This window comes from Delftia sp. Lp-1, from assembly GCF_020523835.1.
GTDB lineage: Bacteria > Pseudomonadota > Gammaproteobacteria > Burkholderiales > Burkholderiaceae_C > Comamonas > Comamonas acidovorans.
Genome location: NZ_JAJALJ010000001.1, coordinates 1,780,964 through 1,795,637, shown reverse-complemented (window position 1 = coordinate 1,795,637; position 14,674 = coordinate 1,780,964). Strand labels below are relative to the sequence as shown.

The window sequence follows — 14,674 nt, the reverse complement described above, 5'->3', positions numbered from 1 at the left end:
GTGCGGCGGTGATGCGCGGATACTGTCCCGTCCCCCACTGCGGAGCAAAGCATGCGATTGCCGAAGTCTGGACTCATCCCCTGGTTGCTCATGGTCGCAACCCCTGTGTTGGCGCAGATCAATGCGGGAACGCTGCCTGCCACTGCATCGCCTCCGTTCAAGGTCACCAAGGTCGCGCAATTCGATCTGCCCTGGCGCATTGCCTTCCTGCCGGACGGGCGCATGCTGGTCACCGAGAAGGTTGGCAAGCTGTTTCTCGCGGCCCAGGACGGGCAAAAGCTCGAAGTCACCGGCGTGCCGCCCGTGCTGCATGAAAACCAGAACGGCCTGCTCGGTGTCTACTTGGCCCCTTCGTATGCGAGCGACGGGGCCATCTACCTGACCTATTCGGAGCCCGGAGAGATCCGCGGCACGTCGAGCCTGGCGCTCGCGCGCGCCACGCTCAGGATCGGTGCCGGCACCGCTGCGCTGGAAGACCTCAAGGTCATCTGGCGCGACCCCGTCAAGGGCAAGGGCGGGCAGGTGGGTGCCGCCGTGGCTTTTTCGCCGGACCAGAAGTTTCTGTTCCTCACGGCCGGGGACCGGCAGCGCTTCACGCCTGCCCAGGACCCGAATCAGCCGGCCGGCAAGATCCTGCGGCTGACCTTGGACGGCAAGCCCGCGCCCGGCAATCCGATGCAGGGGCAGACCGGCGCAACGTCGGTTCCTGTGATCGATCCGCCCAAGGACACCGAAGCCGCCAAGACCGCGCCGGTGTTGCGCACGTTTGTCTTTGACGGTCCGAATCTGACGCCGCCCGAGACCTGGTCCACGGGGCATCGCACGCCCTACGGCCTGGCGTTCGCGCCGGATGGGCGTCTTTGGGAGCTTGAGCATGGGCCTCGCGGCGGCGATGAGCTCAACCTGATCGAGCCGGGCAAGAACTATGGCTGGCCGCTGGTCTCCTATGCGGTGAACTACAACGGCGTGCCCATTGCCAGCCCGGATACGCGAACGGACCTCACCAAGCCCGTGATCTACTGGACGCCTGTCTTCGCGCCGGGCAGCCTGATGTTCTACAGCGGCGAGATGTTTCCGCAGTGGAAGGGCTCAGCGTTTGCGTCCGGCCTGCTGACCCGTGCCCTGCACCGGATCGAGGTGAACGGCGCGAGCGCCACGCCTGCCGAGCACTGGACGGTAGGCTTTCGCGTCCGCGACGTGGCGCAGGCGCCGGATGGTGCGCTGTGGCTGATCGAGGACGACCGCAAGGGCGGTCTGTATCGACTCACACCGAAGTAGACAGCTGGGGGATGGTTGCCGCGCTGGGCACGGCCTGCGGGCACAGGCCCGGCGCTGGCAGCGCCACCTGCCATCAAAGGCTCAGGTCCATGCCCAGCATGGTGGCCAGGCCGAAGGTGAAGAGCAGCACGCACAGCAGCAGCAGCGTGAAGACGGCAACGATCTTGCCACTGGCAATGAGCAGCTCGCGCCGGCTCGCCCCCTTCTTCTTGCCTTGGTCGTAATGCCACTTGATGGCGAAGAACATGGCCGTGCCGAACACGAGCACCTTGAAGGTGACGAAGACTATGGGGACCCAATCGATCATTTTGAGAGCTTCCAGCCAATGACTTGGCACTGTCCATGGTGGGGAGCCGCCCTCCCGGACATGGGAGGCGAGAGCATCAGCGACGGCCTTGCAAGCACGGTGCTGCCACACCTTGTGGCGCATACTACCCAAAAGCAATTTCCATACATGAGCCCATACGTCGCCGCTTAAATCCATGCAAGATGAGCCTTTGCCCCTCTGGTTGCCGCAACTGGCCGTGCAGGGCGGCCCCCGATTCCTGCAGATCGCCGATGCCTTGCAGGCAGCCTTGGCAGACGGATCGCTGAAGCCCGGTGACCGCCTGCCCCCGCAACGCCGGCTGGCGGCCCAGCTGGATGTGGACCTGACGACGGTCACGCGCGCCTACGACGAAGCCAGGCGCCGCCAGCTTCTGGAGGGACGCGGCGCCAGAGGCACCTATGTCGCGGCGCCCAAGGTGGAGCTGAATGCCGTGCTGGACCTGAGCATGAACACCCCGCCACCGCCGGCTGGCGTGGACCTGGACGACATGTTGAAGCAGGGCCTGTCGCAAGTGCTGATGGGTGCGGATGCCCAGTTGCTGATGACCTACCACCTGGGCGGGGGAAGCGACTCCGACCGCAAGGCGGGCGCCAGGTGGCTGGAGCCCATGTTCGGAGATGTGGATGCCCGGCAGCTGGTGGTCTGCCCAGGCGCGCAGGCGGCGATTGCCGCCCTGGTGCTTGCGCTGACGGAGCCTGGCGATGTGATCCTGACCGAGCCCACCAGCTATCCCGGCCTGCGTGCCGCAGCGGCCCAGTTCGGCCGGCGCATCATTGCGGTGCAAGCGGACAGCCAGGGGATCATGCCCGAGCGGCTTGAGCAGGCATGCCGCCAGCACAGGCCTGGGCTGGTCTACCTGAACCCCACGCTGCAGAACCCGACCGCCATCACGCTTGCCGAGGACAGGCGCCAAGAGATCGCCAGCATCGCAAAGCGCTGCCATGTGCGCATCGTCGAGGACGATCCCTACTGGCTGCTGGCCGATGCCCCGCCGCCGCCGATCGCCAGGTTTGCGCCGGAGCAGGTGTACTACATCTCCACCCTCTCGAAATGCCTGACGCCCGGTTTGCGGGTGGCTTTCGTGCTCCTGCCTGACCCGCACGAGCGCCAGCGTTTCCTGGTCGCGCTGAGATCGTTTGCGCTGATGGCCACGCCGCTGACGGCCGCCCTGGCCACGCAGTGGATCCTCGACGGCTCGGCCGGAAAATTGATGGAAGGCGTGCGCAAGGAGGCGCGCCTGCGCCACCGGATGGCCAGGGATGTGCTGGCCGGCCGGTACAGCGGCGCGGGAGACGGCCTGCATGTATGGCTGGAGCTACCGAGTTACTGGAGCCCGTCGCAGCTTGCGCGTGCGGCCGACAGCGAGGGCATCGCCGTCACGCCGGCACAGGCCTTTGCCACCGGCGGCGAATCCGTGAATGCCATCCGCATCTCCCTGGGCAGCATCAAGGACCGTGGACGCCTGCAGGCAGGCCTTCAACGGCTGTCGCATCTGCTTGCGCGCCTGCCCGAGTCGTTCAGCGCCGCCGTGGTTTAGCGGTTCAGCGCGCATCGAGGCGTGAGGCGTGAGGCGTTGCGCCGATGCGTTGCCACAACGGCTCAAGGCGCCCCGGCAACCCCAGGGGGTGCACGCCCTTGAAAGCAGGCCTGGGCATGGCCCGCTGGCCGTTCAAGGCTCCAGAGCAAAGTCCACCGCCGCCTGCGCATGCAGGGCGGTGGTATCCAGCACGGGCACAGGGCAATGCTCCTGCCGCACCAGCAGGCTGATTTCCGTGCAGCCCAGCACCATGGCCTGCGCACCCTGCCCGGCCAGCTGCGCCATGATGCGCTGATACGTGCGCCGCGACTCTTCAAGAATCCGGCCCGTGCACAGTTCCTCGTAGATGATGCGGTGCACCTCGGCGCGGTCTGCCTCCTGCGGCACCAGCACCTCCAGCCCCTGCTGCTGCAGCCGCTCGCGCATGAAGGGCTGCTCCATGGTGAAGCGTGTGCCCAGCAGCCCCAGCTTCCGGTAGCCGCGTGTGCGGGCTGCGTCGGCTACCGGGTCGGCAATGTGAAGAAAAGGGATGCGCACCGCTGCCGCAATGCGGTCTGCCAGCTTGTGCATGGTGTTGGTGCACAGCAGCACGCCGTCCGCCCCGCCCTGCTGCAGCCGCCGGGCGGCATCCTCCAGCAAGGCGGCGGCGTCGTCCCATCGGCCTTCATGCTGGGCCTGCTCGATGGGGCCAAAATCCACGCTGTACATGAGCAGTTTTGCGGAGCGCAGCGGGCCCAGCCTGTCACGCACACCCTGATTGATGAGCCGGTAGTACTCGGCGCTGGACTCCCAGCTCATGCCACCGATGAGACCGATGACGCGATGAATTTCCGTGTGGTTTGAGTTCATGCCCGCAGTGTGGGCAGCGGCCGATTTCGCGTCTATCAGGAAATTTCAGTTCAGGAACGCAAGGCAAGGCAAGGCAAGGCAAGGGCCATACAAGGCAATACAGCGATGACAGATCACGAGCCACCGGGATTCGAGGTGCAGTTGCTGGGCCGCACGCCCTACAGCAGCCATGACCCGACCCGCCTGCATTCGCTGGGCATCGCGCTGGAGCGCCAGCAGGGCGTGCATGCGATTGCCAGCGATCGCCGGGTCGACTTCGATACCTGGCCCGGGACGGTGGCATGCACGCCGCCGGGCGTCGACGTGTTTTCCGAATCGGCCACGGGCGGCGAGTACCTGGTGGTTCGCTGCACCCAGGCGCATTGGGAACAATGGCTCAGCGACGGCGCGTCTGCAACCCAGGCCCGGCGCGTTGTGACGCCCGGGCAGCGCAGCGCCTTGCAGATGGCCCACCAACTGCGCCAGCTGCTGCTGAGCACCGAACCGGACACGCTGGCCATTGAGCAGGCCGCGCTGTGCTTCATGGCCGGGCAATGCCATGCGCCCACCGCCCGCGTCGAGGCCTTGCGCCCGGTGTACCGCCCTGTCCTGGAGCGCATGGCGGCCGAGTTTGCGCAGCCGTTGAGCATTGCCCAGCTGGCCCGGATGGTCCAGCGCACGCCGCTGCAGTTTCTGCGCGAGTTTTCCCAGCTGCTGGGCATGACGCCGCATGCCTTTCTTGTGGAAACCCGCGTGCAGGCGGCCCGCTCCATGATGCAGGCAGACACCCATTCCCTGGCGGGTATCGCCCACGATTGCGGCTTCAGCCATCAGTCGCACATGGGCGCCGCTTTCCGCAAGACTCTGGGGTTGACGCCCAGCCAGTACCTGGCCCGCATTCGTCACACGGGCAAGCAATGACCGATGGAGCACCTGAGACAGCCACAGCCAGGACATAGGGCTTGACGGGCTTTCCAGGGAGTGCCGGGCCCTTTCAGCTGCCCGTGTTGGATTTTCATAACTATTGTCAATCCGAACAGACGGACTCGACCTGCGCACTTCAACCGCGCATACTTAAGTCTGTTTTTCTCACTACTGCTTTGGGTTGCAAACGGGGTTGCCATTGAGCTTGCAACTGGTGGTTCGATTGGGATTTTCTATCGCGTGGCAACCACGATTTGCCGCGCATCGGTCAATGGAGCGGCTTAATGATAATTCATTCCTTTTATCAATTCATATCGCACCGCTTGGCCATCGCACTCGGAACCGAGGATAGCCAGCCCGCAGGCAGCGTGTGAATTTAGTGTGCGTACACATCTGATAGAGCAGATCAACGAAATGACCCTTCGTAAATCCACATTCGCACCTTTGAGCAGAATTTTCGCTTTTGCCATTGAACTGGATGGAGTCGACCGTGTTCTGTCTGTCGTTCGTCGGCATCTCGGCATGGATGTCGCCTTTGTGGCCCGATTCCGGGAAGAGGATCGGGTGCTGGAGCATGTGGACGAGAGCACTGCCGGAGTGATTTTCCAGCATCAAAAGATTCCATTGAGCGAGGGCTATTGCCAGAAAGTGGTCAATGGCGAATTGCCGGAGTTGATTCCCGACACCTCCCTGTTGGCCGCTGCCCAGGAGATACCGGAAACGCACACCATTCCTATCGGCTCGCACCTGAGCGTTCCCATCCGCCTGGATGACAACCAATTGTTCGGCACCTTGTGTTGCTTCAGCCACCAGCCCAATCCTGCGCTGAATGCGCACGATATGTCACTGCTGCGGGCATTCTCCGATTTATTGGGACTTCATTTCAGTGCGACTTCTGCCGTCCGGCATGCAAGAGACAAAGTGACGCACGAAATTCGACTTGCAATGCAAGGCAATGCGCTGCGCCCCGTATTTCAGCCCGTATACACCATCGCGACCGGCAAGCTGCACGGTTTCGAATGTCTGTCACGCTTTGACCTGGAGCCACGTCGCCCGCCCGACCAGTGGTTCAAGGCAGCGCATGAGGTGGGGCTGGGGCTGGAGCTGGAGCGCCATGCGATCGACACAGCGCTTGGCGCACTTGGCAGCCTGCCCACCGACTGGCTGCTCGCCGTCAACTGCTCGCCGCAGCTGATCCAGTCGGGGCAGTTGCCCAGGCTTCTGGGTTCGGACCGGGATCTCTCTCGCGTGACGCTGGAAATCACGGAGCATGCCGCCGTGGATGACTACAGGGCTTTGGCCGATGCACTGGCGCCGCTGCGGCGCCGGGGCGCGACCTTGGCAGTCGACGATGCGGGGGCCGGCTACTCCAGCATGCGGCACATACTGCATCTGCAACCAGACATGATCAAGCTGGACATGAGCATCACGCACGATGTCGATACCGACCGCAGCCGCCGTGCGCTGGCCAAGGGCCTCACGAGCTTCGCGCACGAGATAGGAAGCGTGGTGGTTGCCGAGGGTGTGGAGACAGCCGAGGAATTCAACACTCTGGCGAGCCTGGGCGTGGATTTGGCCCAGGGCTACTTTTTTGCCAAGCCGATAGGGCCGCAAGAGGCGCTGGCAATGGGCGCTGCAATATAGACCACGATCTTCCAGCAGGCATCCTCGCCTGGCTGCCGGCCGCCTGTTGGCCGAAACCGCCGAAGGCAGTACCCAGCCACCAATTGACCGAAATCAAGCGCCAACGGCAATTGCGCCCGGCCGCCGCGCACCCGGCGCATAATCTTTCGCATTCTTTCCCCCAGCCCATCCGCCATTGCAGGTCTGCATGCGGCAGGCGCGCCCAGCGGCCATCGCGGCGCTCCAGCATTTCCCCAGACTTCCAGCAAGTGCCTCTTGGCAGGCGGCCATGGGCATGCCTACGGTGAACCCAGATGGAAGTTTTGCAGCAACTCGAACCCCTCATGCGCGAGATCATCGCGCCCCAGGCCGCGCAGATTGACGAGCAGGCACGCTACCCGCGCGCTGCGCTGGATGCGCTGGCCGCAGCCGGCCTGCTGGGCCTGATCAGCGCCAGCGAGGTGGGCGGCCGGGGCAAGGGCCTGGCCGAGGCGGTACAGGTCGTCGAACGCATTGCCCAGGACTGCCCCTGCACGGCCATGGTGCTGACCATGCACTACTGCGGCGTGGCGCTGATCGAGCCCTTTGCCGATGACGCGGTGCGCCGCGACATTGCCGCCGGCCGCCACATCACCACGCTGGCCGTGTCCGAGGCCGGCTCGCGCAGCCATATCTGGGCACCCACGGGCACGGCCACCGCCGCTGAAGATGTCATCCACCTGAATGCGCTCAAGAGCATGATCACCTCGGCCGGCGAGGCCGATTCCTATGTCTGGATCTCGCGCGCCACGCAGGGCGAGGGCAATACGCTGTGGCTGGTGGACAGCCGACTGCCGGGACTGTCCATTCCCGGGCGCTTCAACGGCATGGGGCTGCGCGGCAATGCCTCCTCGCCCATCGAGGCGCGCGATGTGGGCGTGCCGCGCGCCCGCATGCTGGGCGCCGATGGCGAGGGCGAGGCCGTGAAGGGCCGCCACCTGATGCCGTTTTTCCCCACGCTGATCGCCACCACCTCCATCGGCCTGATGCAGGGCGCACTGCGCCGCGCCGTGGCCCATGTGGCGGGCACGCGCTTTGCGGAAAGCGGCAGCTCGCTGGCCGACCTGCCCACCATCCGCGCCTACCTGGCCCGCGCCCAGCTGCGCCTGGAGCAGGCGCGCCTGCTGCGCGACGACACCGTGGCCGCCGTGCAGGCCGCCCGCCCCGACACGCGCACGCGCCTGCTGCAGACCAAGGCCGCCGCCGCCGAAGCCGCGCTGGAGGTGACCGACATTGCCATGCGCGTGTGCGGCGGCGCCGCCTTCCGCAAGGAGCTGGGCATAGAGCGCCTGTTCCGCGATGCGCGTGCCGCCTCGGTCATGGCGCCCACCACCGACGTGATCTACGACATGCTCGGCAAGGCCATGTGCGACGCCGCTGCCTGAACCTGCGCCGCAGATCCTGTCGATAGCCTCAATCCCCTTCCCCATCCAGCAAAGGACTTCCGAATGACGACAACCGCCCCTGTGATCAAGCTCGGCGCCGTGGCCTACGCCCCCAAGGTGATCACCATCTGGGAAGGCTTCAAGGCGTATTTCATCGAGCGCGGCTACTACTTCGACTACGTGCTCTATTCCAACTACGAGTCGCTGACCGAGGCGCTGATCGCAGGCGATGTGCACCTGGCCTGGAATTCGCCGCTGGCCTTTGTGCGCGCCGACCGCATGGCCCGCGCGCGCGGCCTGCGCGTGGAGTCCATCGCCATGCGCGATACCGATCTGGACCTGCATTCGCTGCTGGTCGTGCCCGCCGACAGCCCCATCCAGAGCGTGCAGGACCTGCGCGGCAAGACCGTGGGCTTCGGTGCGGTGGATTCGCCCCAGGCCACGCTGATCCCGCTGGACCATCTGCGCCAGGAAGGGCTGCTGGCCGGGCGCGACTACACGGCACGCCGCTTTGACGTGCTGGGCGGCAAGCACGGCGACCACATCGGCGGCGAGCGCCTGGCCGCCGCCGCCATGGTGGCCGGCGAGATACAGGCTTCATGGATGGTGGGCAAGAACTACCAGGCCTTTGCGCGCGAAGGCACGCTGCCGGCCGGCGGCACGCGCGTGCTGGCCACCTCGGGCGCGTTCGACCACTGCAACATGACGGCCGGCCCGCACATCGATGCCGAACGCGCCGCCGCCTTCCGCGACATCCTGCTGGCCATGTCCTGGGACGACGCGGCCGTGCGCCCGCTGCTGGAGCTGGAAGGCCTGAAGGTCTGGCACCCGGGCCGCGGCACGGGCTACGGCCTGCTGGAGCGCGCAGTGACGGACGAGGCCTTCTACGACGCCGAAGGCCGCATCACCGTGCAGGACTACCGTTACTGACACGCGCCATGGCCATGCCTGATTCCGACAGCGGCGCCCTGCACGCCCGCACCCTGCCCGCCTCCACCCTGCCTGTTATCGACCTGCAGGGCCTGGGCTTCGATGCCGGCGCCCATCTTCTGGTCAAGCACGCGCTGGCCGCCCTGCCCGTGGGCGGGCAGCTGCGCGTGACCGGCAGCGCGCCGGGCTGGCAGGCCCAGCTGTCGGGCTGGTGCAGCGACCAGGGCCACGGCCTGCGCTGGGAGGACGGCGCGGGTGCTGCGCAGGCCATGGCCATCGTGGCGCGCGGCAGCGCGCAGTCCGGGCGCTGGCGTGGCGCGGCGCAGACGGGCCGCAGCGATGCGCGCTCGGGCGGCGATGCCGTGGCCGCGCAGGCCCAGCCTTTCTGGGGCCTGGCGGCGCGGGGCGCGCAGGTGGAAGCCGGGGCGCCGGCCTTCCATTTCCGGCTCAGCGACAAGCTGCAGGTCTGGACCGACAGCGCCGCCGACCTCTACGCCCAGGCCGTGGCCGCGCAGTGGAATGCCGACACCGACATCGACTGGTGCGATGCGCCCGAGCTGCCCGCGCCCGTGGAGGACGCCATCGTCCAGCTCATGACCTACATGGTGGAGAACGAGAACGCGGCCCTGCTGGTGCCTGCGCGCTTCCTGGGCCAGTTGCACCCGCATTACCGCGAGCTGCAGGCGGCGCTGGCCATCCAGGTGGCCGACGAGGCGCGGCACATCGATGTCTTCACGCGCCGCATCCGCCGCCACGGCCGCGAGCCTGCCCTGTCCACGGCGGGCGGCCAGGCCTCGCTCAAGAGCCTGCTGGACGAGACGGATTTTTCCGTGGCGGGCTTTTTGCTGTCGGTGCTGGGCGAAGGCACCTTCGTGCACCTGCTGCAGTTCCTGCAGACCGAGGCGCCCGACCCCCTCACACGCCAGATCTGCCGCCTGGCCGCGCGCGACGAGGCGCGCCATGTGGCCCTGGGCATGTCCCACCTGCTGTACCGCCTGCAGCACGAGCCCGGCTTCCAGCATCAGCTGGCCCAGGCCGTGGAGCAGCGCTTCGACAACCTGGCCGGCACCTCGGGCCTGAACGAGGAAGTCTTTGACGCCCTGATCCTCATCGCCGCTGGCGCCCTCACCCCCGAAGCCCTGGCCCGGGGCGCCGCCCGCGTGCAGCAGCTCATGCGCGACATGGCCGACGGCCGGTTTTCCAAGCTGCTGCGGCTGGGGTTCGAGCGTGGGCATGCCGAGCGGCTGGCTTCATTGCATACGAGGAATTTCATGTAGACGGGGAACAGCCCACTTGAAGGCTGCGCAGCACCCTCAATTCCGGCGAATGAAGCTCAAGCGCGTGCTCTTCTACTGCCTGCTGCCTTTCGCAGTGGCGCTTGCGCTTGTCGGGTTTCCCATGCCGGTGGCTCCGCCCCGCGCGACAAAGGCGGGCCAGGAGCAGTCTGCGCCTGCGCAAGAGCGGCGTTGAGCTGCGGGAGCATTTCTCGCACGGCGAGGCCCGAACGGCAGCCTCAATCCACGATCAATTTATTGCTGTTCAGCAGCTGCGTGATGATCTGCTGATCCGTGGCGGCACCGAAATACAGCGTCTGCAGATTCACGCCTTCCAGGATGATCTGCTGGGTCTCGGCCGATGCCGAGTAGCCTGCACCCACCGCATGGGAGTCTGCACCGAAGCCGCCCGTGTGGCTGACATGGACCCAGGTATCGCCTCCCGTGATCTCGAAGTGCAGGTAGTTGGCCAGGTTGCCTGCGGCATTGCTGGGGCCTGCGGATTCACCCTGCAGCAGGTCGCGCAGGTCCAGTACATCACCGCCTGCGCCGTTGGTTCCCGCTGCCGCCGTGGAGAAGTTCTGGATTCGGTCCAAGGCCGGCGTTCCCGCCGCCCCCTGATCTCCCAGCAACCAGACAAAGACATCCACAAAGTTCTCGCCCGCATCGCCGCCTATCAACAGGTCGTCGCCGGAGCCTCCGATCAGCCGGTCCGTGCCCGATCCCGCGTTGAGGGTGTCGTTGCCGCTGCCGCCGATCAGCACATCGGAGCCCGAGCCCGCCGACAGGTTGTCGTCGCCATCGCCCCCGAAAACGATGTTGTTTCCGCTGCCGGCGTTGATGGTGTTGGCGCCGTTGCCACCGGTGATGTATTCGTTGGCCGAGTTGCCCGTATGGTTGCCGCTCTCGGTCGTGGTGATATCCACGGTCGTATATGAGGCCTTGAGCGTGACCACGGTGGATGTCGATGCCGTGAAGCCGCCGCTGACCTCCGTCGCCGTGACCTGGACCGTGAGATGCGTGGCGTTCGTGGTGTAGCTGCCAGGCAGATTCAGGATGAGATTGGGCAGGTCGGCCTCGGTGAATTGCCAGACACCACCACCCAGGTTCGTACCCGCATTGAAGGACAGATTGGTGGGCAGTCCACTGATCCTGATCGACAGGGTTTCCGAGCCATCCGTATCCACCAGCTTCGTGGTTATCGGAAACCTGACGCTGGTCCCGCCTGTGCCGTGTGCGATGGCCAGCAGGGACTTCAGGACAACGACCGAAGGAGCGCTGGCCGCTCCAACCGACAGATTGACCGTGCCGATACTGGTGCCGCCGCGCCCATCGCTGACGTTGTAGAGAAAGCTGGCCGGTCCTTCGTAGCCTGCAGCGGGCGTGAACAGCACCCCGCCCGCCTGCAATGCAAGGCTGCCATTGATCGGCGAATGAGCCAAGGTGATGGTCAGGCTGTCGCCGTCGGCATCCGTGTCATTGGCCAGCAGCGTGGCAAAGCTGATGCTCCACGGGATGTCCGTGGCAACCATCAATTGATCTGCCACGGCAACCGGTGCATCGTTCACGGGAGTGACCGTGATGGAAACGGTGACGATGTTTCCCATGGCCTGCCCGTCGCTGGCACGGTAGGTGAAGCTATCGGAAGTCGTCTCGCTGCCGTTGTGGATATAGGTGAAGGTGCCATTGCCGTTCAGCGTCAGGGACCCGTTCGCCGGACCCGTCACCAGCACCGCGACGAGCGGATTGCCGTCAGGGTCCGTGTCGTTGGCCAGCACGCTGGTTGCACCGCTGGCAAGGACCGTGGCCACAGCGCCCTCTGCCACCACTATCGCATCGGAGACAGACACTGGCGGTTGATTGCCGGAGGGCGCAGCAGCAACCGTCACCGACACGCTGGCCGTGGCAGAACCGCCCCTGCCGTCGCCAATGGTGTAGGTGAAGCTGTCGCTGCCGGTGAAGTTGGCGTTCGGCGTGTAGACCGGATTGCCCGTGACGGCATCCACGACCACGGAACCGTGGGTGCCCTGGGTGATGCCGGAAACGGTCAGGCTGTCCCCATCCGCATCGCTGTCGTTCCCGCGCACGGCGATGGTGACGGATGTATCGGCATCGGTGGTGGCCGTATCGTTGCCGGCCACGGGCACCCGGTTCACGAAAACACTCAGCGTGCTGGACGCGCCGGTCTGCACGGTGTAGCCGATGGCCAGCGGATGGCCGCCGCTGTAGTTCGCATCCGCCTGGAAAGTGAAGCTGCCGTCTGCCTGCAGCGCGAAGGTCCCGCGCCCCGCCACGTTCCGGGAGCTGCCGGCCGCCACGGTCTGGCCTTCATAGGTGAAGCTGGCGACCACGAGCGCCCCATCGGCATCGGAATCGTTGGACAGCACATTGCCCGTGCGCTGCCCGGCCGTGTCCACCTGCACGCTGTCGGGCGCAAGCACGCTGGCATGGCTGCCGCGCACGGTTTCCGCCGCCGCGGCGCACAGTTGCGCCACGTCCACCCAGCATGAATCGCCCGCCTCCAGCGCGGCGCCGACTGCGCAGGCGCTGCCGGGACGCGGGGCCGTCGATGGAATCGCGCCGGGCACGCCCAGCGGAAAGCAGGTGTTCCACACAGGGTCCGTGATGCCGGTGATTTTCAGCCGCACCGACGTCTGGTTGCGATAGACCACGGGCAGGAATCCCTGCGGTGCGCCATCGGCACCCACCGCTGTCGTCTGCACGGGAACGGTGAGCGTCTCGCCTGCGGCCTGGTTGAAAGCTTCCTGCAATTCCTGAATCTGGGCCTGCACCCGCTCTCCCCAGACCGCCGTGGCTGCGGTCACGACAACAGCACCGCCCATGGCCCAGGCACGCAGGCCGACCAGGGAGATCCGCCCTTTTTGTACACCCCGCACAAGGCAGGCCCCCAAGGCCAACGCCAGCAGCGCAAGAGCGCCAGGGTGGTCCACAGGAATCGCCGCCGGCGCCACGGCTGCCAGCGGTGCCACCGTAATGCTCTGGGCCTGGGCGGCCGGTAAGGCAACGGCAGCAGCAAGAGCGCTGCACGCCTGTATGAAGCCGACGCCACGAGCGGGGAAATGGAAACGTTGCAGCATGGGCCTTGCCTGGAGAATGCGAACCAAACAGGCGAGGGAACAGCCCACGCCGCTGCCTTCAGGCACATCACAAGCGATTGCGCTGCTGACAAATTCTTACTCTAGGCGATCGCTTTCGCCGCGCATATCCCTGAAAACAGGTAATTGGCCAGCCGACGCCGCGAAGAAAGGGGCCATTTGAAGGCCGCATGGCCATACCAGCATCGGTAACCCCCTTACCGCAACCGCGCCAATCTCCGCCCGAACTGCTTCAACTCCAGCGCGGCAGCCTGCGCCACGCGTCCTGCATCGCTTTCGCCGTCAGTCGACCCGGCCACGGCCAGCACCGCCAGCCGGCTCTGGTAGCGAGATTCCTGCAGCGGCCTGAACACCAGCTTGCCCCGGTACAGCGAGGCAAAGGACGAGGGGACGATGGCCACGCCCAGGCCGCAGGCCACCAGGGCGAGCACGTTGACGAACTGGCCGGCCTCGTGGCGTATGGAGGGGGTGAAGCCCGCGTCCAGGCACAGGGCCACGGTGCGGTCGAAGTAGTCGGCGTCCTCGTAGCGCGCAAAGCCCACGAAGGGCTCATGCGCAGCCGACTGCAGCGGTAGCGCGCCTTCGCCAGCCGCCAGCGGGTGGGACGGCGCCATGGCCAGGCAGTAGGGATCGTCCATGCCGGCCACTTCCTCGGCCAGTGGCTCGCCCTTGCCGGGGCGCCCGAAGCCCAGGTCCAGCTCTCCGGCGCGCAGGGCGCGCAGTTGCTGCGAGGTGATCATCTCGCGGGCTTCCACGCGCAGGTTCCAGCCTGCGTCGGCAATGCGGCGCAGCAGGCCGGGCAGCACCGAGTGCATGGCCGACGGAACAAGGCCCAGGCGAACCACGCTACCAGTCGCCGAACATGGGCGGCTTCACGGTGCGCGGCATGTATTCGTTCGGCGAGGCGGCGGGCTCCAGCGTGGCCAGCCTGTACGGCGGCTCCGTGGACTATGCGGCCGGGCCCTGGGCACTGGGTGCATCGTGGATGCAGCGGCGTACCACGGCCGTGAATACCGACCGCTATGCGCTGCTGGGCGCGGCCTATGACTTCGGCGTGGCGCGCGCCGCGCTGCTGCTGTCCACGCGGCGCGACGACCTGCCTGCCGCCACCAGCGGCCAGGGCCGTTTCTACGAGGCCAGCGTGACCGTACCCATGGGCATGGCGGGGCAGTGGCTGCTGTCCTATGGCGCCTACCACGGACAGGCTCGCGCCCAGAGCGATGCGCGTGCGCTGAGCGTGCGCTACGACCACGCGCTGTCCAAGCGCACCAAGCTCTATGCGGGCGTGGGCCGCATCCACAACGAGGCGGGTGCCGCCTTCACCATCAACACCGCCAGCAATGCGGGGCCGGTGGTCCAGGCAGGCAGCCGGCCCAGCTCCGTGGTGCTTGGCATATCGCACGCCTTCTGAT

12 protein-coding genes are annotated in these 14,674 nt (G+C 66.2%); 8 read left to right on the top strand and 4 right to left on the bottom strand.

The window, feature by feature from the left end; all coding sequences use genetic code 11:
• Window positions 1-51 precede the first annotated feature (51 nt).
• Window positions 52-1,278 (top strand): PQQ-dependent sugar dehydrogenase, encoded by a 1,227-nt coding sequence (locus LGR64_RS07925; RefSeq protein WP_141831341.1) that lies wholly within the window; start codon window positions 52-54, stop codon window positions 1,276-1,278.
• Window positions 1,279-1,351: 73 nt separating this feature from the next.
• On the opposite strand, the gene LGR64_RS07920 is transcribed toward LGR64_RS07925, so the two are convergent.
• Complete coding sequence (locus LGR64_RS07920) at window positions 1,352-1,585, bottom strand: hypothetical protein (RefSeq protein ID WP_012206300.1); 234 nt, start codon at window positions 1,583-1,585, stop codon at window positions 1,352-1,354.
• Window positions 1,586-1,760: 175 nt separating this feature from the next.
• Here LGR64_RS07920 and LGR64_RS07915 point away from each other — a divergent pair, with 175 nt between their 5' ends.
• Window positions 1,761-3,143 carry an aminotransferase-like domain-containing protein gene (locus LGR64_RS07915; RefSeq protein ID WP_230355201.1) on the top strand — a complete coding sequence of 461 codons (1,383 nt, stop codon included), beginning with the start codon at window positions 1,761-1,763 and terminating at the stop codon, window positions 3,141-3,143.
• A 132-nt stretch (window positions 3,144-3,275) separates the two neighbouring features.
• Here the strand turns inward: LGR64_RS07915 and LGR64_RS07910 are convergent, their stop codons facing one another.
• Window positions 3,276-3,992 carry an aspartate/glutamate racemase family protein gene (locus LGR64_RS07910; protein WP_099733283.1) on the bottom strand — a complete coding sequence of 239 codons (717 nt, stop codon included), beginning with the start codon at window positions 3,990-3,992 and terminating at the stop codon, window positions 3,276-3,278.
• 105 nt (window positions 3,993-4,097) lie between these two features.
• Here LGR64_RS07910 and LGR64_RS07905 point away from each other — a divergent pair, with 105 nt between their 5' ends.
• The 5 genes from LGR64_RS07905 to LGR64_RS07885 all read left to right on the top strand — a co-directional run bounded on the left by LGR64_RS07905 (window position 4,098) and on the right by LGR64_RS07885 (window position 10,149).
• Window positions 4,098-4,892: an AraC family transcriptional regulator gene (locus LGR64_RS07905; protein WP_230355200.1), complete on the top strand. Its 795-nt coding sequence runs from the start codon at window positions 4,098-4,100 to the stop codon at window positions 4,890-4,892.
• Window positions 4,893-5,309: 417 nt separating this feature from the next.
• Window positions 5,310-6,539 carry a sensor domain-containing phosphodiesterase gene (locus LGR64_RS07900; protein WP_013801771.1) on the top strand — a complete coding sequence of 410 codons (1,230 nt, stop codon included), beginning with the start codon at window positions 5,310-5,312 and terminating at the stop codon, window positions 6,537-6,539.
• 293 nt (window positions 6,540-6,832) lie between these two features.
• The gene (locus LGR64_RS07895; RefSeq protein WP_230355199.1) at window positions 6,833-7,942 is read left to right on the top strand and encodes an acyl-CoA dehydrogenase family protein; all 1,110 of its coding nucleotides are present in this window, start codon (window positions 6,833-6,835) and stop codon (window positions 7,940-7,942) included.
• A 63-nt stretch (window positions 7,943-8,005) separates the two neighbouring features.
• Window positions 8,006-8,872 carry a phosphate/phosphite/phosphonate ABC transporter substrate-binding protein gene (locus LGR64_RS07890; RefSeq protein WP_096916728.1) on the top strand — a complete coding sequence of 289 codons (867 nt, stop codon included), beginning with the start codon at window positions 8,006-8,008 and terminating at the stop codon, window positions 8,870-8,872.
• Between the two features lie 8 nt (window positions 8,873-8,880).
• Window positions 8,881-10,149, top strand: a complete 1,269-nt coding sequence (locus tag LGR64_RS07885; protein WP_328511964.1) for a ferritin-like domain-containing protein — start codon at window positions 8,881-8,883, stop codon at window positions 10,147-10,149.
• Window positions 10,150-10,385: 236 nt separating this feature from the next.
• Here the strand turns inward: LGR64_RS07885 and LGR64_RS07880 are convergent, their stop codons facing one another.
• A complete protein-coding gene (locus LGR64_RS07880; protein ID WP_230355197.1) occupies window positions 10,386-13,244 on the bottom strand; it encodes a midcut-by-XrtH protein in 2,859 nt (952 codons plus the stop codon).
• 215 nt (window positions 13,245-13,459) lie between these two features.
• On the bottom strand, window positions 13,460-14,077 hold the full coding sequence (locus LGR64_RS07875; RefSeq protein ID WP_230355196.1) for a LysR family substrate-binding domain-containing protein: 618 nt from the start codon (window positions 14,075-14,077) through the stop codon (window positions 13,460-13,462).
• Between the two features lie 47 nt (window positions 14,078-14,124).
• On the opposite strand from LGR64_RS07875, the gene LGR64_RS07870 reads away from it, so the two are divergent.
• Complete coding sequence (locus LGR64_RS07870; protein WP_230355195.1) at window positions 14,125-14,673, top strand: porin; 549 nt, start codon at window positions 14,125-14,127, stop codon at window positions 14,671-14,673.
• Window position 14,674: the final 1 nt, after the last annotated feature.